Origin of the sequence: Sanguibacteroides sp. AM78-02pH3A (genome assembly GCF_027666085.1) — a bacterium.
Taxonomy (GTDB): Bacteria; Bacteroidota; Bacteroidia; order Bacteroidales; family Marinifilaceae; genus Gabonibacter; species Gabonibacter massiliensis.
On record NZ_JAQEHX010000006.1, the window covers coordinates 86,119 to 112,789 of the forward strand.

29 protein-coding genes and 4 tRNA genes are annotated in these 26,671 nt (G+C 40.5%); 7 read left to right on the forward strand and 26 right to left on the reverse strand.

The genetic code is table 11. The features are described 5' to 3' along the window. The first annotated feature begins 64 nt into the window (after positions 1–64). Positions 65–1,384 (forward strand): DNA recombination protein RmuC, encoded by a 1,320-nt coding sequence (locus PGR74_RS10175; protein ID WP_270517081.1) that lies wholly within the window; start codon positions 65–67, stop codon positions 1,382–1,384. Between the two features lie 15 nt (positions 1,385–1,399). On the opposite strand, the gene PGR74_RS10180 is transcribed toward PGR74_RS10175, so the two are convergent. Next, on the reverse strand, positions 1,400–1,702 hold the full coding sequence (locus PGR74_RS10180) for an RNA polymerase sigma factor (protein WP_052634516.1): 303 nt from the start codon (positions 1,700–1,702) through the stop codon (positions 1,400–1,402). Positions 1,703–2,115: 413 nt separating this feature from the next. Here PGR74_RS10180 and PGR74_RS10185 point away from each other — a divergent pair, with 413 nt between their 5' ends. Next, positions 2,116–3,018 carry a sugar phosphate nucleotidyltransferase gene (locus PGR74_RS10185; protein WP_041503036.1) on the forward strand — a complete coding sequence of 301 codons (903 nt, stop codon included), beginning with the start codon at positions 2,116–2,118 and terminating at the stop codon, positions 3,016–3,018. A 30-nt stretch (positions 3,019–3,048) separates the two neighbouring features. Then, positions 3,049–4,131 (forward strand): aminoglycoside phosphotransferase family protein, encoded by a 1,083-nt coding sequence (locus tag PGR74_RS10190; protein WP_270517083.1) that lies wholly within the window; start codon positions 3,049–3,051, stop codon positions 4,129–4,131. A 46-nt stretch (positions 4,132–4,177) separates the two neighbouring features. On the opposite strand, the gene PGR74_RS10195 is transcribed toward PGR74_RS10190, so the two are convergent. From PGR74_RS10195 to PGR74_RS10205, 3 genes are all read right to left on the reverse strand, one after another. Continuing rightward, complete coding sequence (locus PGR74_RS10195) at positions 4,178–4,642, reverse strand: heavy-metal-associated domain-containing protein (RefSeq protein WP_052634517.1); 465 nt, start codon at positions 4,640–4,642, stop codon at positions 4,178–4,180. Positions 4,643–4,718: 76 nt separating this feature from the next. Then, positions 4,719–7,004, reverse strand: coding sequence for a TonB-dependent receptor (locus PGR74_RS10200; protein ID WP_041503038.1), 2,286 nt, complete (start codon positions 7,002–7,004; stop codon positions 4,719–4,721). A gap of 121 nt (positions 7,005–7,125) precedes the next feature. Further along, positions 7,126–7,542 (reverse strand): hypothetical protein, encoded by a 417-nt coding sequence (locus tag PGR74_RS10205; protein ID WP_152616161.1) that lies wholly within the window; start codon positions 7,540–7,542, stop codon positions 7,126–7,128. 174 nt (positions 7,543–7,716) lie between these two features. On the opposite strand from PGR74_RS10205, the gene PGR74_RS10210 reads away from it, so the two are divergent. The 3 genes from PGR74_RS10210 (at position 7,717) to PGR74_RS10220 (ending at position 11,426) form a co-directional block, all read left to right on the forward strand. Then, entirely contained in the window at positions 7,717–8,880 is a 1,164-nt protein-coding gene (locus PGR74_RS10210; protein WP_041503040.1) for a redoxin domain-containing protein, read from the forward strand. 13 nt (positions 8,881–8,893) lie between these two features. Further along, a complete protein-coding gene (locus PGR74_RS10215) occupies positions 8,894–9,646 on the forward strand; it encodes a UDP-2,3-diacylglucosamine diphosphatase (protein WP_270517089.1) in 753 nt (250 codons plus the stop codon). 244 nt (positions 9,647–9,890) lie between these two features. After that, entirely contained in the window at positions 9,891–11,426 is a 1,536-nt protein-coding gene (locus PGR74_RS10220; protein ID WP_041503042.1) for a YifB family Mg chelatase-like AAA ATPase, read from the forward strand. A 99-nt stretch (positions 11,427–11,525) separates the two neighbouring features. On the opposite strand, the gene PGR74_RS10225 is transcribed toward PGR74_RS10220, so the two are convergent. The 11 genes from PGR74_RS10225 to PGR74_RS10275 form a co-directional block, all read right to left on the reverse strand. After that, positions 11,526–12,197 carry an inorganic pyrophosphatase gene (locus PGR74_RS10225; protein ID WP_041503043.1) on the reverse strand — a complete coding sequence of 224 codons (672 nt, stop codon included), beginning with the start codon at positions 12,195–12,197 and terminating at the stop codon, positions 11,526–11,528. 67 nt (positions 12,198–12,264) lie between these two features. Beyond that, a complete protein-coding gene (lpcA, locus tag PGR74_RS10230) occupies positions 12,265–12,837 on the reverse strand; it encodes a D-sedoheptulose 7-phosphate isomerase (protein ID WP_041503044.1) in 573 nt (190 codons plus the stop codon). 6 nt (positions 12,838–12,843) lie between these two features. Next, on the reverse strand, positions 12,844–13,797 hold the full coding sequence (locus PGR74_RS10235; RefSeq protein ID WP_041503045.1) for a LysR substrate-binding domain-containing protein: 954 nt from the start codon (positions 13,795–13,797) through the stop codon (positions 12,844–12,846). A 10-nt stretch (positions 13,798–13,807) separates the two neighbouring features. Beyond that, a complete protein-coding gene (dnaJ, locus tag PGR74_RS10240; protein WP_041503046.1) occupies positions 13,808–14,947 on the reverse strand; it encodes a molecular chaperone DnaJ in 1,140 nt (379 codons plus the stop codon). Positions 14,948–15,026: 79 nt separating this feature from the next. Next, positions 15,027–15,602, reverse strand: coding sequence for a nucleotide exchange factor GrpE (locus tag PGR74_RS10245; RefSeq protein ID WP_041503047.1), 576 nt, complete (start codon positions 15,600–15,602; stop codon positions 15,027–15,029). A 223-nt stretch (positions 15,603–15,825) separates the two neighbouring features. Continuing rightward, positions 15,826–16,521 carry a RadC family protein gene (gene radC, locus PGR74_RS10250; protein WP_041503048.1) on the reverse strand — a complete coding sequence of 232 codons (696 nt, stop codon included), beginning with the start codon at positions 16,519–16,521 and terminating at the stop codon, positions 15,826–15,828. A gap of 143 nt (positions 16,522–16,664) precedes the next feature. After that, complete coding sequence (rpsT, locus tag PGR74_RS10255; RefSeq protein WP_041503454.1) at positions 16,665–16,916, reverse strand: 30S ribosomal protein S20; 252 nt, start codon at positions 16,914–16,916, stop codon at positions 16,665–16,667. 29 nt (positions 16,917–16,945) lie between these two features. Next, positions 16,946–17,017: transfer RNA gene (locus tag PGR74_RS10260), tRNA-Glu, on the reverse strand. Positions 17,018–17,038: 21 nt separating this feature from the next. Then, positions 17,039–17,110: transfer RNA gene (locus PGR74_RS10265), tRNA-Glu, on the reverse strand. Positions 17,111–17,131: 21 nt separating this feature from the next. Then, positions 17,132–17,203, reverse strand: a tRNA-Glu gene (locus tag PGR74_RS10270). A 21-nt stretch (positions 17,204–17,224) separates the two neighbouring features. Beyond that, positions 17,225–17,296: transfer RNA gene (locus tag PGR74_RS10275), tRNA-Glu, on the reverse strand. Positions 17,297–17,572: 276 nt separating this feature from the next. Here PGR74_RS10275 and rsmI point away from each other — a divergent pair. Next, on the forward strand, positions 17,573–18,280 hold the full coding sequence (rsmI, locus tag PGR74_RS10280) for a 16S rRNA (cytidine(1402)-2'-O)-methyltransferase (RefSeq protein WP_041503049.1): 708 nt from the start codon (positions 17,573–17,575) through the stop codon (positions 18,278–18,280). Positions 18,281–18,673: 393 nt separating this feature from the next. On the opposite strand, the gene PGR74_RS10285 is transcribed toward rsmI, so the two are convergent. From PGR74_RS10285 to secY, 11 genes are all read right to left on the reverse strand, one after another. Continuing rightward, complete coding sequence (locus tag PGR74_RS10285; RefSeq protein ID WP_041503455.1) at positions 18,674–19,324, reverse strand: aquaporin; 651 nt, start codon at positions 19,322–19,324, stop codon at positions 18,674–18,676. Between the two features lie 169 nt (positions 19,325–19,493). Next, positions 19,494–20,777 (reverse strand): phosphopyruvate hydratase, encoded by a 1,284-nt coding sequence (eno, locus tag PGR74_RS10290; protein ID WP_041503050.1) that lies wholly within the window; start codon positions 20,775–20,777, stop codon positions 19,494–19,496. A 240-nt stretch (positions 20,778–21,017) separates the two neighbouring features. Beyond that, positions 21,018–21,536 (reverse strand): 50S ribosomal protein L17, encoded by a 519-nt coding sequence (gene rplQ / locus PGR74_RS10295; protein ID WP_270517098.1) that lies wholly within the window; start codon positions 21,534–21,536, stop codon positions 21,018–21,020. A gap of 5 nt (positions 21,537–21,541) precedes the next feature. Beyond that, on the reverse strand, positions 21,542–22,534 hold the full coding sequence (locus PGR74_RS10300; protein ID WP_041503052.1) for a DNA-directed RNA polymerase subunit alpha: 993 nt from the start codon (positions 22,532–22,534) through the stop codon (positions 21,542–21,544). 16 nt (positions 22,535–22,550) lie between these two features. Continuing rightward, positions 22,551–23,159, reverse strand: coding sequence for a 30S ribosomal protein S4 (gene rpsD / locus PGR74_RS10305; protein WP_041503053.1), 609 nt, complete (start codon positions 23,157–23,159; stop codon positions 22,551–22,553). Positions 23,160–23,199: 40 nt separating this feature from the next. Then, complete coding sequence (rpsK, locus tag PGR74_RS10310) at positions 23,200–23,589, reverse strand: 30S ribosomal protein S11 (RefSeq protein WP_041503054.1); 390 nt, start codon at positions 23,587–23,589, stop codon at positions 23,200–23,202. 18 nt (positions 23,590–23,607) lie between these two features. Then, the gene (rpsM, locus tag PGR74_RS10315; RefSeq protein WP_041503055.1) at positions 23,608–23,985 is read right to left on the reverse strand and encodes a 30S ribosomal protein S13; all 378 of its coding nucleotides are present in this window, start codon (positions 23,983–23,985) and stop codon (positions 23,608–23,610) included. 33 nt (positions 23,986–24,018) lie between these two features. Then, complete coding sequence (gene ykgO, locus PGR74_RS10320; RefSeq protein WP_072025884.1) at positions 24,019–24,135, reverse strand: type B 50S ribosomal protein L36; 117 nt, start codon at positions 24,133–24,135, stop codon at positions 24,019–24,021. An 11-nt stretch (positions 24,136–24,146) separates the two neighbouring features. After that, positions 24,147–24,368, reverse strand: a complete 222-nt coding sequence (gene infA, locus PGR74_RS10325) for a translation initiation factor IF-1 (RefSeq protein WP_009137817.1) — start codon at positions 24,366–24,368, stop codon at positions 24,147–24,149. An 86-nt stretch (positions 24,369–24,454) separates the two neighbouring features. Then, positions 24,455–25,210 carry a type I methionyl aminopeptidase gene (gene map, locus PGR74_RS10330; RefSeq protein WP_110688541.1) on the reverse strand — a complete coding sequence of 252 codons (756 nt, stop codon included), beginning with the start codon at positions 25,208–25,210 and terminating at the stop codon, positions 24,455–24,457. A gap of 100 nt (positions 25,211–25,310) precedes the next feature. After that, positions 25,311–26,651, reverse strand: a complete 1,341-nt coding sequence (secY, locus tag PGR74_RS10335; RefSeq protein WP_041503057.1) for a preprotein translocase subunit SecY — start codon at positions 26,649–26,651, stop codon at positions 25,311–25,313. Between the last annotated feature and the right edge of the window lie 20 nt (positions 26,652–26,671).

Sequence of the window (26,671 nt, forward strand, 5' to 3'; positions counted from 1 at the left end):
AACTACCGAAAATTTTTACCCTCCTTTTTTATTTCCTTATTTTTGACAAATAATTATCAGGAATATGGAAATTCTTATTTTAATCCTTTCTATCATCATACTGGTTATCAATATCATTCTCATTTTCCGTTTTAAAGATAAAGGGACACAAAAGCAGATAGAACAACTTCAACAACATCTTTCCAGATTAGAAAAAAACATGCTGGACGAGATCCGATATTCGAGAGAGTGTGAAACTGCCCGATCCGGTCAAAACAGAGAAGAACTATCCCGAAATCTCTCCGATTTTCGAACAGAGCATCGAGATGTTCTAAAAAACCTCTCAGATCAAAACACTCAAGTAATCCACTCGTTTCAAAAAAACTTTTCCGAGCATATGGAATTTTTCCAACACCTGCTAAAAGAAAAAATGGAGGAACTAACCATTCGCCAACAAAATCTGGTACAGTCCACAGAGAAAAAACTCGAGGATATGCGGCAGACGGTAGAAGAAAAATTACAAAAAACATTGCATGAAAGATTAGGTCAATCTTTCGAATTAGTCAGCAGACAATTGGAACACGTGCAAAAAGGATTAGGAGAAATGCAGACATTAGCTCATGACGTAGGCGGATTAAAACGCGTATTGAGCAATGTGAAAATGAGAGGCTCTATCGGAGAAATCCAATTGGAAATGCTCTTGGAACAACTCTTGGCACCTGAACAATACACGGCCAATGTAAAAACCAAAAGAAACTCGGACGCCATCGTCGAATTTGCCATACGACTTCCGGGTAAGGAGGATTCCCGGGAGAATGTTTTTTTGCCCGTCGATGCCAAATTCCCCAAAGATGCTTACGAGCAATTGTTAGATGCTTATGAATCGGCAGATCCGCAACGAATCGATGTTGCATCCAAAAATATAGAACAAACCATCAGAAACATGGCTAAAGATATTCATGACAAGTACCTTGATCCCCCGCATACAACGGACTTTGGAATTATGTTTCTGCCCTTCGAAAGTATATATAGCGAAGTCGTTCGCCGGGCCTCCCTGTTGGAACAACTCCAACGCAACTACCAGGTAATTGTCACGGGCCCCACCACTTTCGCCGCTATCCTAAACAGCCTCCAAATGGGATTCCGGACGTTAGCGATCCAAAAAAGAAGCAGTGAGGTATGGAGAATCCTCGGAAACGTGAAAAACGAATTTGACAAATTCGGAGGCATGCTTGAAAAAGCGCAAAAAAGTATTCAGACAGCCAACAATCAATTAGAAGAAGTTATGGGAAAACGTACCCGGGCCATCCAACGACAACTCCGCTCCGTCGAAGTTTTTCCTTCCGACGAATCCCAAATACAATTGACGATTGACAATCCTGATTATCAGGAAAATGAACAATAAAGCAATTTGAAAGACTTACCTTTCCGAACTCGAATTAAATCGAAAGCTATTTTGCTGCATACACCAAAGAAAAAAGATCAATCGCTCCTCATGAGAAAGTTCTTCCCGCAATATCTGATAAGCTTTACTAACCTGCACTTTTATCGTATTTACAGACAAATTGTATTTCTCTGCAATAGCCGCATAAGAATTTCCTTCAACACATATCTCGATAAAAATTTCTCTGCATCTTTCAGGTAAAGTTGCAATTGCTTGTTCCAGTTTAAAACGTAAATCCGCCCGTTCCATCTCAAATTGAATATCAGTAGAACCAATCATATTTTCAGACAATCCCGTGTATCGCTACTTGGTTCGTAATACATTTAATGACATGCGATAAATTGAAGTATGACAATAAAAACGAAAAGAAAACCTTTGACAGAAATAATGAATCAACGGCCATAATTTCCCCCAAAAATCCTGAACGTTATCTTCTGACTCCACTTTACCTCCCACCACGCTATAAGCAAATACATACAACTCTTTTGAATATGCATTGAAAACACATTCACCATGAGAATGATTATCCCTTTTAAGTTTTTCGATATTAATATCCCAAAACATGTACACCTCTGATTTATGTGCGGCAAGATAGGATATTTTCAATATAAAACAAAATTGATGTTTCATTATTCAATTGTAAAGTTTTTATTAGTTTTGTATGAATAGAAGTTTGGTTTATATATAAAAATATGGAAACAAGAAAAAATAAAACAACTTTGCTTATTATGGCAGCCGGAATGGGATCGAGATTCGGAAGTTTAAAACAATTGGCATTACTCGGACCTCATCAAAAAACATTACTTCACTACTCCATTTACGATGCTCTTCATTCTGGATTCGATAAAGTCGTTTTTATCATCCGAAAGAGTTTCGAAAAAGAATTCAGGGAAGCAGTAGGGAAATACGCCGAAAACCACGCGGAGACCTATTACTGTTTTCAGGAAATGGATCGTTTACCGGGCAATCTACCTCCCGTCGAACGAGAAAAACCGTGGGGAACGGCTCATGCCATATGGTCCGCCAAAGAGGCGATTCAGGAACCTTTTATCGCTATTAATGCCGATGATTTTTACGGTCGGGATGCATTTCAAAAAATGCACGAATTCATCGCTTATAATCCGGATGACACCTGTTTCAGTCTTGCTGGATACCGCTTGGATTCCACCTTGTCTGAAAACGGTTCCGTTTCAAGAGGAATTTGTACTTTCGACCGAGACCTTTTCATGACAAGTATTACAGAATGTACGAAAATCATCAAGGACAATGACGGCATCAAAGACATCGCAACCGGAAGAGTACTACGAGGCGATGATATCGTTTCAATGAATTTCTGGGGATTCACGCCTATGTTATTTGAAGAGATCGAAAAACAATTCATCGAATTTTACCGCCAAAACAAGACAAACCCAAAGGCTGAAATTTATATTCCCAGTGTCGTGGATACACTTCTCAACCGGAAAGAAATAAAAGTGAAGATTTTAAAAACAAACGCCAAATGGTTTGGAGTAACTTACAAAGAAGATACCGACTTCGTCAATCAGGCATTAAACCGTTTTGAAACGGAAGGCGTATACACGGATATAAACAAATAAATAAAATCAAAAACGGGAGCTTAATATATAATGGACAGAATCAAACGGATATACGAAGCCTTTAAGAGTAGCGGACAATTCATTTCCGCTACTCCATACGGTTCGGGACATATCAACGATACGTATCTGGTGAAAGTAGATGAAGAGGCTGAATACATTCTCCAACGCATCAACGGGAATATTTTCACGGATATACCGAAATTGGTCCGAAACAAAGAGCTGGTTTGCGGACATATTCGCAACCGCTTGATCAAACACAAGATTAACGATATTACCAGAAAATACATCACTTATTTTTACACGAATAAGGGAAAACCGTATTACAAAGATTACGACGGTAATTATTGGACGCTCGCATTATTTATCAAAGGATCAAGGAACTACGAAGTAGTCACCTCGGCTCCCATGGCTTACGAATTCGGAATAGGGTTGGGGGAATTTGAAAATCGCATATCCGATTTCGACGCTTCGCTTCTGATCGAGACCATCCCCGATTTTCATCATGTCGTCCATAAGCAAAATGAATTACAAGACGCCCTTTTAAAAGCAGAAGACGAAAAAATAGAAAAGAGCCGAGAGTTGGTAACCTACCTCTCCTCTTTAGACCCGGAAATGACTGATTTTCAAACCATGAAGGACGAACACTATTTTCCTTCACGAGTTACTCACAACGACACTAAAGTCAATAACCTTTTATTCGACGGAAACAATCATCCTTTATGCATGATCGATTTGGACACCGTCATGCCGGGCATTGTACATTACGATTTCGGAGATGCGGCAAGATCTTGTTGTAATACAGCCGGCGAAGAAACGACAAACCTGAACCTGGTTTATTTCAATATAGAGTATTTCAAAGCTTTTTGTACCGGATTCATGGAAAAAACCAAGCACCTGTTAACCCGTAAAGAAAAAGAAACACTCGGTTTTTCTTGCAAATTAATGACTTATTTACAGGCTATCCGCTTTTTAACAGACTATCTTCAAGGAGATCTCTACTATCCCGTAACTTACACGGATCAAAATCTCCAACGAACAAGAGTTCAGGTAAAACTACTGAAAGACATTACCAAACAAGCGGATCGAATCTCTCGATTTATTTTAGAGAATTGAAATCTGGAAGAAGAGCGAAAGAATTTCTCCGCCCTTCTTCCTGTTTTCATTTTTTATCCTTATCGCGATCTTCTTTTGTACAGACGACGGAACATGCTTTATCTCCTTTGCATTCCGATGTCTCACATTTCCGGTCGCACGAATCATTACAGTCCCCCGTACAATTTTTATCGCAGTTATTCGGTTTACAAACCTTACACCGCAATAATTTCCCGTCCTTAGAATACATTCCCAAAACTTTTACATCGCATTTCGCGAGAGCCGCACACAATCCCTTTACGGAATTCTTATCCATTCTAAAGGTCAATAAAACAGTAGAATCTTTCAGATTGACTTTAAGATCTTTTACTCCTTTCTCGAAAGGAATGTTCTTTTCTACTTTTGCCTTACATTTAGGACAATGAATATCCGTTTTAAAAATTACAGTCGTATCTTTTTTAGTCTGGGCATCAACCGTCAAACCGACGGTTATAAACGATACCAACGCACAAATTATTTGTATAATTCTCATAATCAAATTGTTTATTAATTATTTAATAGAAGTACTTCAAATATATGTATTCTATTTTAAATTTAAAAATCATTATCTATGATTCCCGATCTAAGGCAAAACGTATTCCGATATAAAATTTTCTCCCGTGAACCGGTCCCCAAATTTTCGAGGAGTCAAAATATTTTCCCCATGGATCGTCTGAAGCTATCACCGGATGTTTCTGTTTAAAATCCCCCATATTCTCACATCCCCCGTATACACTCCATCGACGGAAAAACTTGGTCACCTGCGCATTCATCAACTGAAAAGCCTTAAAATTACTTCCCGTCTGATAAGTTTCAGGGATTCCTGTCTGACGAGGCATCCTTCCTCCCCCGTTAAATTGAGTCGTAAAGTCAAATTGCCATTTTCTCATATTAGTGTGATACGATAAATTCAACAGTCCTTTGTAACGGCTGGCCAAAGGCAACATTTCTATTCTTCTTCCATGAAGCGTTGTTTTAACATCGTTATAACGATAAGCGGCTAAAAGATCCAGACGGGGAATTACCTCGTATTGCATTTCGATTTGATAACTATTGGAATAAGACTTACCCTCCAAATTATAAAAATTCACCCGGTCAAAAGCCGTCTCGTTATCAACAACCACCTGATCCGTAAACTTCGTATGATAATAATCAGCTGAAATCGACAAAATTCGATTAAACAAATAGAATTTACGGTTCAGATTTACACCAATATTCCAAGCATCTTCCATCTTTAAATGCTTTAATTCACCCGGATTTTCCGCCAACAATTTTCCATTAACAGAGATACCTGCCGAAGACGCTAATAAATAGCTATTCTCCGCTAAAATATTAGACATGCGTAATCCTCTTCCGGCAGTAAGTTTCAAATTGGTCATCTCGTCCGGCCTGAACATAAGATGAAGCCGGGGAGTTACAAAATTCCCGTATAAATTATGATGGTCATATCTTAAACCCGCCATAAAAGTAATTTTTTTATCAAAAAACATTCCGGTATATTGAAAAAACGCACCCACGGCCTTTTCCTGACGCTCAAAATTAACCGGATTCGTAACCGTAGCAATATCATCCGTAAAGTAACGGTCTTGAAAATACTCATCATAATCATCGTAATTGAAACTAATTCCCGTTGCGTACTGTTGATCCGGATTGGAACCGAATATAGACTGAAAGATATAGTTCAGGTAAAGATTTCTCTGACGGGCATCGTATCTTTTTAATCCGTAATACGAATCCTGATCATGATCCGTATAATTTATCATAAGGGCCATACTCGTATAGTCGTACCGCGGCATAAGATAACCCCATTTTAAGAAACCCTCGTAACGTCTCGTGTCTATTCCGATTCGATACGAAGAACCCGAATTCACACCGACCGAGTGATGCTTGCTCTCTCCACCTTTCCGCTCCTCATCCAAAAACTTTCCTCCGAATTGAAAAAACCACTTATCGTCTTTATATGCCCAACGATTCATGACATTGTATTGGGTCTTCTCCGGCATATCCGAAAAACCATCCTTATTTCCATCATGAACTTTATCCAACCAATCTCCATGTATCAAAAACATCGTACTCCAACGATCATTAAATTTGACTCCGAAATTAGAGTTAAATTCAAACATCCCGTCATCACTATAATAAGCATTCAAATACAGCTTTTCACTATTCTGCGGTTTTTTATAATCGACACTAATTTGTCCGACAATCGATTCATACCCGTTTACCACCGATCCCGTTCCTTTTGAAATGGAGATTGCCTCCATCCAAGGCCCCGGAATATAACCTAATCCGTACAAAGAAGAAAGTCCCCGAAAATTAGGGAAATTTTCTGTCATCAACTGGATGTATTTTCCCGTCAATCCTAATAATTGAATTTGTTTAGCTCCGGTCACCGCATCGGCATACGAAACATCGACAGAAGCATTCGTCTCAAAACTCTCGCCTAAATTACAACAGGCAGCTTTTAAAAGTTCCGTACCGGTAATGACCTGTTCAATCACGGGACGATTCGTACTCATGACGGTAGATCTTTTTCTGGAAACAACACTCACTTCATCCAATTGACGCCCTTCGATCAATACGAACTCCACAAACTTATCCGTAGATTTTACTTCTACCGTATCCGATTGAAATCCTATAAAACTGGCAACTAATTTTCCACTATCATCCCATTTAATTTTAAACTCACCCTTTTCGTCAGCCACCACACCTTTCGATGTACCCAACCAGTATACATTAGCCCCTGCTATCGGTTGTAAACCATCGGCCGTCTCTTCCATAACCCGGCCCTTAATTATTTCAGCCCGAACCATAAAAGTTCCGAGCATCAATAATACAATCATTATATATTTCATCTATTATTTCTAACTTGCATTTTCCAATAAATACGCCTATCCAAAAGGCCTATCACTCCATTACGAATACACTAAAGATCAAAGATAAATCTCGTTTATCCTCTTAAGAAAAAAACGTAAATCAACAGCGGAAAATACATAACAACTCCGGAGGCCGGAAGTCTCCAATGAAAGAAAGATCCGTATCGAAAGAAAAGGAAGCAAGACTCGTTATTGGAGGAACAAAATATACCTCGTCTTTCCGATCCAGAATATCAAAACATAAAAATACGACAGTTGAAACAGCCCAGTCTCCAGGCAACTTATAGAAGTCATGTTCGGCTCTCTCTTGCTTACAAGCACTCTTCTGAAGTTTTTTGCACGAAGAACAACAATCGTTTCCACATAAAGAGACCTCTTCACCCGGAAACATCCGTACCTCCACATAGGCCATCCGACAACCGAGACATTGTACCTTAATTACATTTATCCCGACAGTTGCAAGGAGAAATGCAAATAAAAGCAATAATGCCGGCACGTTCATTCTATCCTTTCTCATCGGAACAAAAATAATTCTTTTTCCTAAAAAACAGAACAATAAAAAGAAGGGTTAAAAAATTATTAACTCTTTTTTCTATCATATCCACCTATTTATATTTAAATAACGGAAAAAAGTATTACTTTCGAACGCCAAACATGTACGAACGGATTATTTATATCATTCCAGTCAACTATGAAAAATTTATTACTTTCAGGATTATTCATTCTCCTTGTTATCTCTTGCGGGAAAAAATCCAACGTGGAAATAACAGGTGCTATTAAAGAGGTTACTGCCGGAACAAAAGTGTATTTAGAACAAATTGACGTAGCCGGAAAAAAGATCATAGATTCAGCCAAATTGAATAAACAAGGACATTTTAATTTCAAGCTTAACATTACTTATCCCTCATTTTATTCCTTGAAATTTCCAAACAAGGAACAGGTGACTATTATTGCCAGCCCGGATGAGAAAATCGAAATCAGCGGAACCTTAAAAGACATTCAAAACAATTATTGGGTTGAGGGTTCAGAAAATTCGTTGTGGATCAAATTATTGAATTTCCAACTTCAACGAACCGTGACGTTGACGGATTCATTACAAAAGGCGTATCGAACCCTTCCCGAGGACAAGAGTTACGATAGTCAACGGGAAGAATACTCTAAAGCATGGAGCGAAGCCCTAACCAAACAAGTCAATTTCACGCGTGATTTCATCATCAAACACGCTACCTCGTTGGCCGCCTATTATGCCCTCTATCAAAAGATAAACAATAACCTGTTCATATTAGACGAGATCAACGATTTACATTATTTCAAGGTTGTTGCCTCTTCTTTAAGTGCCCTTTACCCGGAATCACAGTATACCAAGGCTATTATGAACCACTTGAAACAAATAGGGCAGGCCATACGCAATCAACAATTAGCGGAAGCGATCAACAATTCGGAAAAATCCTTACCTGATATAAAATTACCCGATGCCAAAGGAGACTCGCTGTCTTTACTTCCCATTAAAAGTAAATTTGTCGTTCTCGAGTTCGGGGTACTAACCGCACAACAGAGCCAGACTTATATCAACGATCTCAAAAAGGTATATCAGAAATTCAAAAACAGAGGAGTAGAAATTTATCAGGTCTGTTTAGACAAAAATAAATTTCTATGGGAAGACCTTGTAAAGAAAAACAATATCACCTGGAAATGCGTACGCGATGAATACGCGTTACAAAGTCGGGTTGCCGCAACATGGAACGTCAAAACAATACCGGCCAATTATATTATCGATCAAAATATGGAAATCGTCGGAAAAAATCTATGGGGAAGCCGATTGGAGGACCGACTGAATGATCTGTTGAAAAAATAAACAAATATTCACCATGCAGCACAAAAAAGTGTATTTCCTTTCCGATGCTCATCTGGGAGCCAAACTCTTAGACAACAACAGGGAGAGAGAGAGAAAGCTTGTTTCATTCCTGGAAAAGATCAGGCCGGAATGTGCTGAACTTTACCTGCTTGGTGATATGTTTGATTTCTGGTTCGAATACAAACGCTCCGTCCCTAAAGGACATGTCCGTTTTCTCGCAGAATTGGCCCGCTATACGGATAACGGCATAAAAGTACATTTCTTTACCGGTAATCATGATATATGGGCCTTCGATTACCTAAACAAAGAGTGCGGCGTAATTTTACATACCGCCATTGAAGAGACGCGAATCAACGGTAAAAGTTTCATGATCGGTCATGGAGACGGATTAAATCCTAAAGATAAAGGTTATCTATTCCTTAAAAGAGCTTTCCATAACCGTTTTTTACAAAAATGCTTCCGGCTTATCCATCCAGACTGGGGAATTAAATTGGCTCATGCCTGGTCTTCTCATTCCCGTTTGAAAGACAATGGCAAAATAGAAGCTCTGGAATACTTAGGAGAGGACAAAGAAGAGATCATCCTCTATTGTAAACAAATTTTACAACAACGGCATTTCGACTACTTCATTTTCGGACATCGCCATATTCCCATCGATCTCCCGTTGTGTGAAAGCAGCCGCTACATCAATACGGGAGATTGGATTTCACATTTTAGTTACGCCGTCTTCGACGGAGAAAAAGTCGAACTAAAATTTTGCAATTGACGATTAAATAGTTAGGTGATTAGAATGATTGACAATCGTAGATGCAATATTGTAAATTAGAAAATTCAGCGTCCCATTACAATCTACAATTTAAAACTTGCAATGAATGTGTGATCTGGAATCAATCGTAAATCAAAAATCGATTTACAATCTTTTCCTTCCATTTTTTCAGTATATTGCATTGTTTTCGTGTAAAAAAGTCTTAACTTACAACATGATATCCCTACTATAAAACTATTTGACCATGTTAGTAAAGACTTTCGGAGGTGCCGTCTATGGAATAAACGCCATCACCATCACAATAGAGGTAAATATTCTTTGGGGAGCCAAATTCATAATCGTGGGATTACCCGATAATGCCGTTAAGGAGAGTCAGCAACGTATTGATTCTGCCTTAAGGGAAATCGGGCTTAAAATTCCGGGCAAAAGAGTCATCATTAACCTTGCCCCGGCAGATGTGAAAAAAGAAGGATCATTGTACGATCTCCCCTTAGCTTTAGGAATCTTAGCTGCAAACGAACAAATCCCACATGAAGAATTAAAAAACTATGTTATCATGGGAGAACTTTCCCTCGACGGGAGCCTACAACCCGTGAAAGGCGTGCTTCCCATTGCAATCAACGCGAAACAAGAAAATTTTAAAGGGATCATTGTCCCCATTCAAAACGCCAATGAAGCTGCCGTAATAAAAGGACTTGAAGTATACGGATTTCACCATTTGAAAGAAGTAATTACATTCCTTAAAAAAGAAAAAGATTACCAGCCGTTTTCTTATCAATTCGCAGAAAAGAACAATTACACCGACAAGGAAATGCTGGATTTCAAAGATGTAAAAGGACAGGAAAATGTAAAAAGAGCATTGGAAATCGCCGCTGCCGGAGGCCATAATCTGATCATGATCGGTTCTCCCGGATCAGGTAAAACGATGTTAGCCCGTAGATTACCGTCCATTCTCCCGCCCATGACCGTCGAAGAGTCACTCGAGACGACCAAAATACACTCCGTCGCCGGAAAGATACAACACGAAACCTCACTTATTACCTACCGGCCTTTCAGATCGCCCCATCACACCATATCCGATGTCGCTTTGGTAGGAGGCGGAAGCTGGCCGCAACCGGGAGAAATATCACTTGCTCATAACGGAGTCCTTTTTTTAGACGAATTACCGGAATTCAAGCGATCCGTATTAGAGGTCTTGCGTCAACCGCTTGAAGATCGTACGATATCTATCAGTCGGGCAAAATTCAGCGTAGAATATCCTGCAAACATCATGTTGATCGCCTCCATGAACCCCTGTCCTTGCGGTTTCTACAACCATCCGACAAAGAGCTGTACCTGCCCTTCCGGAAGCGTACAGAAATACCTTGCCAAGATATCCGGTCCTCTACTCGACCGCATCGATATGCATATAGAAGTGATTCCCGTCGAATTGGAAAAAATGGCCAGCCGGACAGAAAGTGAGTCCAGCATCCTGATCCGGAAACGAGTCATTGAAGCCAGAAGGATTCAGAACTTTCGCTTCAAAAAATATCCCGGAGTATACTGTAACGCTCAAATGACATCTCCTCTATTGAAAAAATACTGCTCTCTAAATGAAAAATGCATAGCTTTATTAAAAACCGCCATGCAAAGATTCGGACTTTCCGCCCGAGCTTATGACCGTATTATCAAATTATCCCGTACGATTGCCGATCTGGAGCATCAAAACCTCATCTCCCCCCGACACATCGCCGAAGCCATTCAATACAGAAGTTTAGACCGGGAAGGATGGGGAAACTAGAAGCATTACATTGCAAATTACAGATTAGGAAATGTTTTTTTAATCACAGAATCCTCCAATCACTTAATCCTTTAATTTACAATTATCAATCTACAATTCCTACACTCTACTCAGGATATCTTCCAGACCTTGGAAATGGTTTTTGTAGTCTTCAACACTACGGCGAATCACTTCATAGGCTTCTTCCTTCCCATATACATCAATAATCTCCGTATGCCTCTCTTCACCCGGAAGATCCTTATACGTCAAAAAATAATGCCTCAACCGATCGACTACAATATGTGGCAAATCCGCGATATCATTATACACACTATAAGTGGCATCATGTTTCAACACGGCTATAATCTTATCATCGGCCTCGTTTCCGTCCAACATACGAAATCCTCCTAAAGGACGAACATCGGCAATAATATCTCCATGCGAGATCGTTTTCTCTGTCAACACGCAAATATCCAACGGATCCGAGTCTCCATGAATCCCGGTCCGCTGCGACTGCATCATACAATATTCCGCCACCAATCCGCCACAGTAAGTCTGAGGTAAAAAACCGTACAAAGCCGGAACGACATTAGAGTATTTTTGAGGGCGATCTATCTTTATATAACCGCTTACTTTATCCAATTCGTATTTCACCGTATCCGTAGGAACCATCTCGATAAAAGCCGTTACGACCGCGGGAGATTCCTCTCCGATATCCAAACCATGCCAAGGATGTGATTTATACCTCAAGCCCATCAATCGGGCAATCGGATCATTAATTTTGTTTCCCATAACTTTTATAATTGCATTTTTACAAGCTAAGACTCGTCGCCTTAGCCTTTATTGTTTGTGTATTTTTTTATGAAAAAAGTTTATTCTCTATAAACTCGATCAAAATATGGATGATCTTAATATGAATTTCCTGTATTCGATCCGAATATCCATTCCAGGGAATACAAATATTCACATCGCACATTTCTCTCATTTTCCCCCCGTCTTTCCCTGTCAATCCGATAACCTTCATCCCTTTCTCCCTGGCCGCTTGAATAGCTTTAACTATATTCAACGAATTACCGGACGTACTTATCGCTAACAATACATCCCCTTTCATACCGTGAGCTTCCACGTAACGAGAAAAAACATATTCAAACCCAAAATCATTGGCGACGCATGTCAAATGAGAAGGATCTGCAATAGCTACTGCCGGCAAGGCTCTACGATTTTCACGAAAACGACCGGTTAATTCTTCAGCAAAATGCATCGCATCACAGAGAGAACCTCCATTTCCACAACTCAACGCTTTTTTCCCCTCCCGTAAAGCACCGACAAGAATCTCCCCGGCCTTTTCAATTCGACATATATTCTCTTCATCCGCTACAAAATCAGCTAATAGCTGCCGGGCATCTTCAAAACTTTTTTCTATTCCATTCATCCTTTCTCAACTATTTATTTTTCTCCACTCAACAACCTCTCCACGGTCTTTTTTCAACATAATCGAAGGAACGACCTCTTTAATGTTTTCACAGAGCAAATCGATTAACTTTTGCTTCGCGTAATGTCTTGAATAAATTACACTCACTTCTCTTAACGGAATACGTGTAGAAAAAGATCTCACCTGCCTTTTTTTCTTTTCGCTCATATCACGGATCGCCAATTCCGGAATCAAGGTAAACCCTCCCTCCTGATCTACAATCTTCATTAAGGTCTCCAATGAATTACTCTCAAACTCAAAAGGCAAATTCTTATGCTGAACAGCATTCATCTCGCATAAATTGATCACCTGATCCCTAAAACAATGCCCACTCCCTAACATCCATATCTCGGGTGTTGCTATATCCTTTACCTCCACGATCTCTTTCTTCAACAATTCATGTTCCGGATGAGCATAAATCATCATCTCTTCATAAAACACGGGACATTCGATAATTTTTTCATCCCCGTAAGGAGTCACGAAGATTCCCGCATCCAACGTATCACGCTTCAATCGATAAATAATCTCTTCGGAAACCAGCTCCTCCACCTCCACCTTTACCGCGGGATATTTACGAATATAATTACCAATAAAAATAGGTAATAAATAAGGAGCTAAGGTTGGAATTATTCCTATCTTCAACGAACCTGACACCTCCTCTTTCTCCTCGTTGATAATCTCCCTGATCCGTTGATTCGCCGCTAAAACGTCCCTCGCCTGATCGATCAATTTCTTTCCAATATCAGTCGGGACAACCGGTTGACGACTTCTGTCAAATATAATTACACCCAGATCCTCTTCTAATTTCTTTATCTGCATACTCAATGTCGGTTGAGTTACGAAACACTTATCCGCAGCCGTGGCGAAATGCCTGTACTCGTCAACCGCAACAATATATTCTAATTGAGTGAGTGTAATCATACTTTATATACTATTCAAAAAAATCTTTCACCTTGGAAAAGAAACTTTTCTTATCGCTGGCTCCCGGATGGAAACCCTCTCCTTCTTTCATCTTTTCCACCAATTTTTTGTCTTCTTTCGATAAATTTTTCGGAATCCACACGTTTACTTTAGCTAATAGATCGCCTTTACCGTATCCGTTGACATCGGGTAATCCTTTGCCGCGTAAACGTAAAATCTTACCAGGCTGGGTTCCCGGCTCAATTTTCACCTTCACTTTGCCGTCAACCGTCGGGATCTCGACCGTCTCCCCCAACACGACTTCCGGATAACCGACAAATACGTTATACAACAAATCATTGCCGTCACGCAACAAATCCGGATGCTCCTCCTCCTCTATCATCACGATCAAATCCCCGTTCACACCTCCCCGACGGGCAGCGTTCCCTCTACCTCCCAGGGACAATTGCATACCGTCTGCCACTCCCGCGGGAATATTTATGGTGATTACTTCTTCAGACATCTGTACTCCTTCACCATTGCAATACGTACATTTATCGTTAATAATCTTCCCCTCTCCTTGACAAGTCGGACAAGTCGAAGTTGTCTGCATCGCTCCCAAAATAGTATTCTGTACCCGTGTTACCTGTCCGCTTCCCCCACAAGTGCTGCAAGTCGAAAAAGAGGTGCCATTTTTTGCTCCCGTCCCTTTACAATGCTCACAAGCCACGTACTTCTTTACCTTGATCTTTTTTTCTATACCGGTAGCAATCTCTTTTAGGCTCATCTTTACTCTCACCCGTAAATTGGTCCCCCGATTTACCCGACGAGCACTTCTTCCCCCTCCGCCGAAACCTCCGAAACCGCCAAAACTTCCGAAAATATCTCCGAAATGAGAAAATATATCGTCCATACTCATTCCGCCTCCGAAACCACCGGCCCCGCTTCCCATTCCCGCGTGACCGAATTGATCGTACCGGCGTCTCTTCTCTTCGTTACTCAATACATCATAGGCTTCTGCAGCTTCCTTAAATTTCTCCTCGGCCTCTTTGTCCCCGGGATTTTTATCCGGATGGTATTGTAATGCTAACTTTCTATATGCCTTTTTTATCGCAGCAGCATCCGCATTTTTAGATACCCCCAACACTTCATAGTAATCTCTCTTTTCCATTTTAAATTTTAGATTTAAATTTTAGATTTAGCACACACCGTAAATCACTATAAATTTACAATTTACAATCTAAAATCAATTATTCTCCAACAACAACCTTCGCAAAACGAATTACCTTATCGTTCAACGTATATCCCTTTTCGATACAATCGATGACCTTACCTTTTTGCTCCTCCGTAGGTGCGGGAATAGTGGTCACAGCCTCGTGCAAATCCGTGTTGAAATCCACATTTTCTGTCTCAATCACCTTCACGCCATTTCGCATCAGAAAATCCTTAAAATTAGCATAAATCAAATCAACCCCCTCTTTTAAAGCACGAACATCCGTGGCCTTCTCCATGCTTGCCAAAGCCCTCTCGAAATTATCGACCACGGGTAATATTCCTGTTAACACCTGCTCTCCGGCCGTTTTCGTCAGCTCCATTCTCTCTTTTAAAGTCCTCTTACGGTAATTATCGAACTCTGCTGACAAACGAAGATATTTATCATTCATCTCCATCAGTTTCTGTCCCATCTCCTCCAATTGCTTTTCTTCCTTTTTACAAGACTTATCCTTCTTTTTTGAAGATTCTTCATGTCCCTCACCTTTTGATTCTGATACATGTTGAGCCCCAATCAACTCCTCTTCCTGTTTTCTTTTCTTCTCTTCCGACATATCTATAATTTTTTTTAGTTCTATTCTTGTGATTTTTATTAATAAACAAAATCTTTGCCAATAACAGGGTATGCCACATTGACAATAACACGAAATGCCAACATGGCACAACTGTCAGACACAAAGGTAGAGATTTGCTCATTGACAGACAAATAAATACCGATCTCTTTTTTGTCCCGGATCATACAATAATCTTACCAAAACCTCCGTTTCAGCCTCTTATTTACAAAATACCGTAATCCGCAAAACTATAAAAACCATGAGAAGTAATAACCAAATGGTCCAATAAAATTATATCTAACGTATCCCCCGCTTTTCGAATCTTCCGGGTTAACTCTATATCCTGATTACTCGGTTCTATATTTCCGCTCGGGTGATTATGAGCAATGACAAAAGAACGGGCCTTCATCTCCAATGCTTTACGAAAAAGTATGCGCATGTCGACAAGAGTTCCTTCCATTCCTCCGGAAAACAAACGTTCACAAGATTTCACTCTACAACCTGTATTCAGAAAAATAACCCAAAACTCTTCATGATCCAAATCGCCTATACGAGGCTGAAGCAACTCGTAAATATCCCGGCTGGAAACAAGTGTCATCACATCAGTTTTTCCGACAAGCCCTCTTCTTCGACCAAGCTCGAAAGCCGCAATTACAGAAGCCGCTTTAGCAACACCTATCCCTTTATAAACATTCATAAAATCACGAACGCCAAGCCGGGCAACAACATTCAAATCATTATTATGGTCTGAAAGGATCCTGCGTGCCAAATCCAAAGCAGATTCCCCGTCGCTCCCGGAACGCAGCAAAATCGCCAGCAGTTCATTTGTTGAAAGAGCCGAAACCCCTTTAGATAAAAGTTTCTCACGAGGTTTATCGTCTTCTGCCCATGAAGATATTGGAATATACTTACCATCCATACCCGATCAATTTTAGATATGGTAAGTTAATCCATTTCAAGAAATAAAAAAAATCCTGAGACGGAAATCTCAAGATCAGACAAATAAAGAAACGAAGGTAACGGGAAATCCGTTACCTCAATATCTTAAAACGAAATAGAAGATTATAGTTTATTCACGTGCAAAGCCAACTTGGATTTCAAGTTTGCAGCTTTATTCTTGTGGATAATATTTTTTTTCGCTAATTTATCCAACATAGCCACAACCTTCGGAAACAAATCCAGAGCAGTTTCTTTTTCATTCAATGCACGCAATTTTCTAACAGCATTTCTCGCAGTTTTTGCATAATAACGATTGTGCAATCTTCTTTTCTGAGTCTGCCTTATTCTTTTCTCTGATGATTGATGATTTGCCATCTCTTCAAATAAATTTAATTCAACTTTCGTAGTCCGTACGGGAATCGAACCCGTGTTACAAGAATGAAAATCTTGCGTCCTAGCCCCTAGACGAACGGACCATTATAATAATCCTAAAATTGTAGTCCGTACGGGAATCGAACCCGTGTTACAAGAATGAAAATCTTGCGTCCTAGCCCCTAGACGAACGGACCATCGTAATAATCCTAAAATTGTAGTCCGTACGGGAATCGAACCCGTGTTACAAGAATGAAAATCTTGCGTCCTAGCCCCTAGACGAACGGACCATCGTAATAATCCTAAAATTGTAGTCCGTACGGGAATCGAACCCGTGTTACAAGAATGAGAATCTTGCGTCCTAGCCCCTAGACGAACGGACCATCGTTTGCCTTTAGCGGATGCAAATATACGGCAATTTTCATTCCTACCAAAAAAATCCTTGCATATTTTTCCATCCCCAGACAATTTTCACTAAAAACAAAACATAAAAACATATATACCAATATTTTACGCGATCAAGAACCTTAAAATCCATCTAAATAACCCTCCGTTCGAAATATCCGACTAATACATTTTAGTCTTTATGCAACCGCTTTTCAAATAAATACCTTACTTTTGTTTTCCAATCGATTGAGGTTAATTTTACAAATATCCATATGGCCAAACTTTACCTGATCCCTACCCCCGTGGGTAATCTCGAAGATATCACGCTAAGAGCTTTAAGACTTTTAAAAGAGGTTTCCGTCATTTTGGCGGAAGATACTCGAACTTCCGCAAAACTTTTAAAACATTATGATATCAACACGCCACTACTCTCGCATCACAAGTTCAACGAACACCAGCAAGTGAAAAGAGTAGCGGAACGGATCCAACGGGGAGAAGATATAGCTCTCATTAGCGATGCCGGAACTCCGGGGATTTCCGATCCCGGCTTTTTACTGGTACGTACCTGTGTGGAACAAGGCATAGAAACAGAGTGTCTGCCAGGAGCAACGGCCTTGATTCCGGCCTTGGTCAATTCAGGTTTTCCCTGCGATCGCTTTTGTTTTGAAGGCTTTTTACCTCAAAAAAAGGGACGATTGAAAAAATTAACCCAGATGGCAGAGGAAGAAAGAACAATGATATTTTACGAATCCCCTTTCCGTATCGTCAAAGCTTTGGAACAAATGGCCGAATTATTCGGAGAGGATCGAAAAGCATGCGTTGCAAGAGAGATCAGTAAATTACACGAAGATTTTCAACGGGGAACCCTTAGAGAGCTGATCGAACATTTTACCGAAACAGGAGTAAAGGGAGAAATTGTATTAATCGTGGAAGGAAAACCCAAAAAAGAAAATACGGGAAACGACATAGAAGAAGAATAAATACATACAAATTAATACATTAAAACCTATAACGTCAGAAATCCGACATCGTAAATCTCCTTTAATCTATAATCGTCAATCTAAAATCTACAATCGTTACGGGCTAACCCTCCGGGACTCGCTACGCTCGAACAATCCGTCGTCCGGACGTTCCGAAAATCGAACACGTACACTCGCCGTTCACTATTTATGCCCCCTCGTTTTATCTTTTTCCTTTTTTATTTATAGTTTACAGATTAGATAGCACTTGGGTAGCACTTGGGGACGGGGGTAAAGTGCTATCTTTTGATTTATAATCACGGTTTAGATTGAGTCTCCAGTCCCGCCATCCTTAAATCATCAATCTAAAATCCGAAATCGTAAATCTCTTTAATCTCTTAATCACTAAATCATTTAATCACTTGTTTTTCCCAAATATTTCCATAACCCGGCAGCACAAACAGCTCCCAAAAAAGGAGCGACGATAAACAGCCAAAGTTGCGACAAGGCCTCGCCTCCCGCAAAAACAGCAGGAGCAATGCTTCTGGCAGGATTAACGGAAGTCCCCGTCACCGGGATACAAACAATATGAATCAAAACCAACGCCAAGCCGATTGCCAAACCGGCAAAACCCACAGGAGCACCCTTGCCGGTAGAACCAAGTACAATTACAATAAAGATAAAGGTAAATACCAGTTCCGCCACAAAAGCGGGAAGAACATCTCCGTCCGCGTATACATTAGCCCCGGTTCCTTCTAACCCCATTTCGGAAGAGATCATATAAAGAATCGCGGAACCCATAAAAGCCCCTATGACCTGGAACAACATATACATGCCCGCGTCTCTACCGCCCATCCTCCCGGATAACCACACTCCTAAAGTTATGGCAGGATTGATATGGCACCCGGATATGCTCCCGATAGTATATGCCATAGCCAAAACAGACAAACCAAACGCGAAAGCGATACCCAAGAAACCTATTTCACTACCGGCGATAACAGCGCTGCCACACCCCATGAGGACGAGAACCATCGTTCCAATCATCTCTGCCACATATTTTTTCATACCTTCCTTGTTTAAATTCCAGAAATTAAATCCCCCGAAAGTTATAATAAAATCTTTTAAAAAGACCGTTTTGTTAAAAAATATCTTTATAGGCAAATAAACGATAGAAATATCCAAAATAAAAGCCGTTCGAAAAATGACGAACGGCTCTCTCGCGTATAAATTATACTTACTTACTAAATTTACGACCGTAGAATTTAGCGTTATTTCCTAACTCTTCTTCTATACGAAGTAATTGATTGTATTTGGCCATACGATCGGAACGACTTAAAGAACCCGTTTTTATCTGACCGGAATTCGTTGCCACGGCGATATCCGCAATCGTAGCATCCTCAGTCTCCCCTGAACGATGAGAAGTTACTGTCGTATACCCGGCACGCTGAGCCATTTCTATCGCATCCAACGTCTCTGTCAATGTTCCGATCTGGTTTACTTTGATAAGAATGGAATTAGCACATCCCAATTCGATTCCTTTTTTCAAGTATTGTACGTTCGTAACGAAAAGGTCATCCCCCACCAATTGGCAACGATCACCTATACGCTTTGTCAACAATTGCCAACCGTCCCAATCATTCTCGCTCATACCATCTTCAATGGAATCAATCGGGTATTTCGTAATCAATTCCTCCAGGTAAGCGGCTTGCTGTTCTGAATTCCTCTTGGCACCCTGAGGCCCTTCAAATTTAGAATAATCATATATACCGTCTTTGTAAAACTCGGAAGAAGCACAATCCAAACCGATCATAACATCTTCTCCCGGCTTATAACCCGCGGCCTTAATAGCACTAATGATAGACTCCAAAGCATCTTCCGTTCCTTTTAAAGCGGGAGCGAAACCTCCTTCGTCACCGACAGCCGTACTCAGGTTCCGGTCGTGCAATACTTTTTTCAAACTATGGAAAACTTCAGCTCCCATCCGCAATGCTTCCCGGAAAGAATCTGCCCCAACCGGACGGATCATAAACTCCTGAAAAGCAATCGGAGCATCTGAATGAGAACCTCCGTTAATAATATTCATCATCGGCACAGGCAAAACCTTAGCATTCACTCCTCCCAAATAACGATACAAAGGCATCTCCAAAGCATTGGCAGCAGCTTTAGCACAGGCTAAAGAAACCCCTAATAATGCATTGGCACCTAAATTACTTTTAGTCGGGGTTCCGTCTAACTCGATCAAAACACGATCTATTTCCACCTGATCCAGTACACTCATGCCCAATAAAGCATCGGCAATCACCGTGTTCACGTTATTTACGGCCTTGGTAACACCTTTCCCTCCGTAACGTTTCTTATCTCCATCCCGCAACTCCAATGCTTCATTTTCTCCCGTAGAGGCTCCGGAGGGCACTGCAGCACGTCCCATAGCTCCACATTCTAACATAACATCCACTTCTACCGTGGGGTTTCCTCTTGAATCTAAGATTTCTCTTCCTACAACTTCCGTAATATACATCTCTTGTGCTTTTTAAGTTCATAATAAATTAGGGATACTAAGATACGAAAAACAAAAGAAATAACCTGCATTACTTCTTACAAATTGTTTCTAATCTAACAAACAAAGAAAATACCCGAGAAAGACGTCTCCTTCGACCTGTCCTATCTCTTTTTCGAAAGTACCTATGGCCCATCTGTCCTGAAATAATAAAAAAGCCGCCTTTCGCGGCGGCTTTTATATTTCGAAGTAAAAATTTACTTACTCGGCTTTAGGAGTCTCCTCCGCAGGAGCTTCTTCCACTTTAGGAGCCTCAACGGCAACCTCAGCTTTGGGAGCCTCTTCCTTTTTCGTCGTACTTCTACGACGGCGAGTGGTTGTTTTCTTCACCTCTTCTTTCTTCACCTCCGTGTAAGTGGTGTTATAATCAACTAACTCGATAATACACATTTCAGAATTATCACCGATACGGTTAGCACCCAATTTCAAAATACGGGTATAACCTCCCGGACGATTAGCTATCTTCTGAGCCACATCCCCGAATAATTCGGACACTACTTCTTTTTGACGAAGGTAGGAGAATGTCATTCGGCGAGAGTGAGTCGTATCGTTCTTGCTCTTTGTCAAAAGCGGCTCAACATACATCTTAAGGGCTTTAGCTTTAGCTACTGTCGTTTTAATTCTCTTGTGAAGAATCAAAGAACAAGCCATATTAGAAAGTAGTGCTTTTCTGTGAGCACTCGTTCTACTTAAGTGGTTAAATTTCTTTTTATGTCTCATTTTACTTATTCTTTGTCTAATTTATACTTGGCAACATCCATTCCGAACTCGAGGTTATTGTTCTCAAGCAAAGCTTCCAATTCAGTCAAAGATTTCTTTCCGAAGTTTCTGAACTTCAACAAATCGTTCTTATTGAATTGAACCAACTCACCCAAAGTCTCTACCTCAGCTGACTTCAAACAATTCAAGGCACGAACAGAAAGATCCATGTCCACTAATTTTGTCTTCAGCAACTGACGCATGTGCAATACCTCTTCATCAAACTCTTCATTTCCATACTTGTCTTCGGTTTCCAGAGTAATCTTTTCATCCGAGAATAACATGAAGTGATGAATTAGAATTTTTGCTGCCTCTTTCAACGCATCTGTCGGATTAATCGAACCATCGGTTTCAATCTCGAAAAGGAGACGTTCGTAGTCGGTCTTTCCTTCTACACGATAATTCTCAATCTCGTATTTTACGTTCCGGATAGGCGTGTATATAGCATCGATCGGAATAAATCCGATTTCAACCTCCGCCGGCATATTTTCAGCAGAAGGAACATATCCCCGTCCTTTCTGTATGGTAATCTCCATTTCCAACGTGGTCGAAGAGTCCATATTGCAGATTACAAGTCCCGGATTCAAGATCTCAAACCCAGACAGGAATTGGTTCATATCACCGGCAGTAAACGTCTCTTGTCCAGAAACGACAACGGTCAGCTTCTCATTCTCCACGTCCTCCACTTTTCTTTTAAACCGAACCTGTTTCAAATTCAAGATGATCTCGGTTACATCCTCGATAACTCCGGGAATTGTAGCGAATTCGTGTTCTACACCGTGAATTTTAATACCGGTAATCGCATAGCCTTCCAAAGAAGACAACAAGATTCTGCGTAGTGGATTACCAATAGTGATACCGTAACCAGGCTCCAAAGGACGGAATTCGAATTTTCCGAATTTATCCGTTGATTCGAGCATGATCACTTTGTCCGGTTTCTGGAAAGCTAATATTGCCATATATATTTTTATTTTACTACTTAGAATATAATTCTACGATTAACTGCTCTTTGATGTTCTCTGGAATGTCCGTTCTTTCCGGAACGTTGAGAAGTTTACCGCTCATAGAAGCAGCATCCCACTCCAACCAAGAATACTTACTGGTCTTTGAACCTCTTAAAGATTCATTGATCACCTCCAAAGATTTGGATTTCTCTCTCACACCTACGATATCTCCCGGGCGTACGTGGCAAGAAGGAATATTACATACCTTGCCGTTAATCACGATATGTCTGTGCGATACATACTGACGGGCAGCGGCGCGGGTAGGAGCGATACCTAAACGGTACACGACATTGTCCAAACGGCACTCCAACAATTGAAGCAATACCTCACCGGTAATACCCTTACTGCTCTCGGCTTTTTCAAACAAAATACGGAATTGCTTTTCCAACAATCCATAAGTATATTTTGCTTTTTGTTTCTCCTTTAGCTGCATTCCATACTCGGAGATTTTCTTTCTACGATGAGCCAAACCGTGTTGTCCAGGAGGATAGTTTCTACGTTCCAACGCTTTATCCGGTCCGAAAATGGGCTCACCAAATTTTCTTGCTATCTTAGACTTAGGTCCTGTATATCTAGCCATTTTATTCTGTATTTTAAAATTCTTAGATTAAGCTCCACGCTTATACTCTACGTCTTTTAGGAGGACGACATCCATTGTGCGGAAGCGGGGTAACATCGATAATTTCAGCCACTTCTATTCCACAAGCGTGGATAGCGCGAATAGCCGATTCACGACCATTACCTGGTCCCTTTACGTAAACTTTCACTTTTCTCATACCCAAATCAAAAGCAACCTTCCCACAATCGGTAGCTGCTGTTTGAGCCGCGTATGGAGTGTTTTTCTTCGATCCTCTAAAACCCATCTTACCCGCGGATGACCAAGAGATCACCTGACCGTTGGAATTGGTCAAAGAAATAATGATGTTATTAAAAGACGAATGAACGTGCGCTTGTCCCACGGCTTCTACTTTAACTAGCCGTTTCTTGTTTGATGTAGACTTCTTTGCCATAATTCAATCTCAATTCAATTATTTAGTTGCTTTTTTCTTATTCGCAACAGTTTTCTTCTTACCCTTTCTCGTACGGGCATTATTCTTCGTACTTTGTCCTCTGACCGGAAGACCGATACGATGCCTGATTCCGCGATAACAACCGATGTCCATCAGTCGTTTAATGTTCATCTGGACTGAAGTTCTCAATTCTCCTTCTACCTTGTACTCACCATTGATGACTTTACGTACAGCAGCTAATTGATCGTCATTCCAATCCTTCACCTTAGTGTCAAAATCGATGCCCGCCTTTTCAAGTATGGTCCGGGCACTACTTCTACCTATTCCGAAGATATAGGTTAGAGCTATTTCTCCTCTTTTGTTCGAGGGTAAATCTACACCAACGATTCTTGCCATAAATTTCTTTACTCTTTTTACTTAAATTAATAATCAACCCTGACGTTGTTTAAACTTCGGGTTCTTTTTGCAAATGACGTACAAAACGCCTTTTCTCCTGACAATCTTGCAATCAGCACTACGCTTTTTTACAGATGCTCTTACCTTCATGGTTCAACAATTTAATTTTTATATCTGAATGTTATCCTACCTTTCGTGAGATCATACGGAGACATGTCCACCCGTACCCTATCTCCCGGAAGTATTTTTATATAGTGCATCCGCATCTTCCCGGAGATATGGGCCGTTATAATATGCCCGTTTTCCAGTTCAACACGAAACATAGCATTTGACAATGCTTCCGTTATTACTCCATCCTGCTCTATTGAAGGCTGTTTCGCCATAATTTAATTTTAGATGTTAGATTTTAGATCTTAAATTAAACCTTTTATCTTCTAATTTACAATCCAAAATTTACAATTTACAATTTCTATATATACTCAAACGTCGACAAAATATCAGCACTTCCTTTACCCACCGCAACGGTATGTTCAAAATGTGCTGAGGGCATATGATCTCTGGTTCGAATCGTCCAACCATCGGACAGCTGATAAACATAACGTTTCCCCATATTTATCATCGGTTCAATGGCTATAACCATTCCCGTCGTCAACTTGCACCCCTGTCCCCTTCTTCCAAAATTTGGCACTTGGGGCTCTTCATGCAAATTTCGGCCAACCCCGTGTCCGACTAACTCTCTCACGACAGTAAAACCGTTCGCTTCCGCGTGAGATTGTACGGCATACCCGATATCGCCTATACGCATTCCAGATATTGCCTGCTCCATTCCCTTGTACAAACACTCCTGAGTCACCCTCAAAAGTTTATCGACCTCTTCACTGACTTTTCCCACGGCAAAAGAATAAGCACTATCACCATAAAAACCATTCTTTACGACCCCACAATCGACGGAAACGATATCACCCTCTTTTAGACATCGAGAAGATGGAATTCCGTGAACAACTTCATCATTTATCGATATACAAAGCGTATTAGGAAACCCTCCATATCCAAGAAAACCGGGAACCCCACCATTTGAACGGATGCAATCTTCCGCGATCTTATCCAATTCCAACGTTGAAATTCCAGGACGTATATATTTAGATACCTCTCCTAAAGCCCTTCCAACCAAACGGTTACTTTCCCGTAATAGCTCGATTTCCTCCTGTGTCTTAAAAAAAATCATGCCGCAAAAGTAATACTTTTTAATTGAAAACGGAAAATTGAAAATGGAAAATTAATATACAATCTTCTTCATTTTCAATTCCCTATTCCTTTACTTTCAATTAATAAGCAGCAGGACCGCCCGGATTCTTACCTTTAATACGTCCCGATTTCATCAACCCGTCATAATGACGCATCAACAAATGAGATTCGATCTGCTGTAACGTATCCAATACGACACCGACCAAAATCAGCAAGGATGTACCGCCATAGAACTGCGCAAATTGATGATTTACTCCGGAAATTTGAGCAAATGCAGGCAAAATAGCTACAATCCCAAGGAATATAGAACCGGGAAGAGTGATTCTCGACATAATCGTATCAAGGAACTCCATTGTTTTCCTTCCCGGTTTCACACCAGGAATAAAACCGCCGTTCTTTTTCATATCTTCAGACATCTGCATCGGATTCACCGTGATAGCCGTGTAAAAATAAGTAAACGCTACGATCATCACGAAGAATACTCCATTATACCAGAAACCGGTAAAATTGGACATGGCCGAAGCAAAACCGGATAAAGACTCTGAATTAGCATAGTTGATCAAAGAGATAGGCAAAAGCATAATTGCCTGAGCAAAAATGATAGGCATAACTCCGGCAGCATTGATCTTCAACGGGATATATTGACGTACACCACCGTATTGCTTATTACCCACGATACGTTTAGCATACTGTACAGGCACTTTACGCGTACCTTGTACTAACATAATCGTCCCGCAGAATACCAAGAAAAGAAGTATCAACTCGATTAACAAAGCGACTAAACCGCCACCTTGCTGCGTCACCCGAGAGGTTAACTCCGCAAAAAAAGCGAAGGGCAAACGAGCGATAATACCGATCATGATAATGATAGAGACACCATTACCAATACCTTTATCCGTTATTCTTTCACCTAACCATAGAACGAACATAGATCCCGCGGCCATAATAACTATGGACGAAATCTTAAAGAAAGCACCTGTTAACACAAAAGCCTCGGCAGGCACTTGAGCATATAAGTTGGTAAGATACGCTGAACCTTGCAAAACAAGGATAACTAAGGTCAAATACCGGGTAATCTGGTTTATTTTACGCCGACCGCTCTCACCTTCCTTTTGCAAACGTTGAAAATAAGGAACAGCGATTCCCAATAATTGCACGACGATTGACGCTGAGATATACGGCATAATTCCCAATGCAAAAACCGATGCATTAGAGAACGCTCCTCCAGAGAACATATCCAATAATCCCAGAACACCACTTTGTGTCTGTGCCTTCAACGCATTCAACATGTGAGGGTCGATACCCGGCAGTACCACCTCAGTTCCTAATCTATAAACGAGAATGAGCCCAAGCGTAGTCAAAATTCTAGTCTTGAGTTCCTCGATTTTCCAAATGTTCTTTAATGTATCAAATAACTTCATAAGTTCTTCCTTTTAAGGCA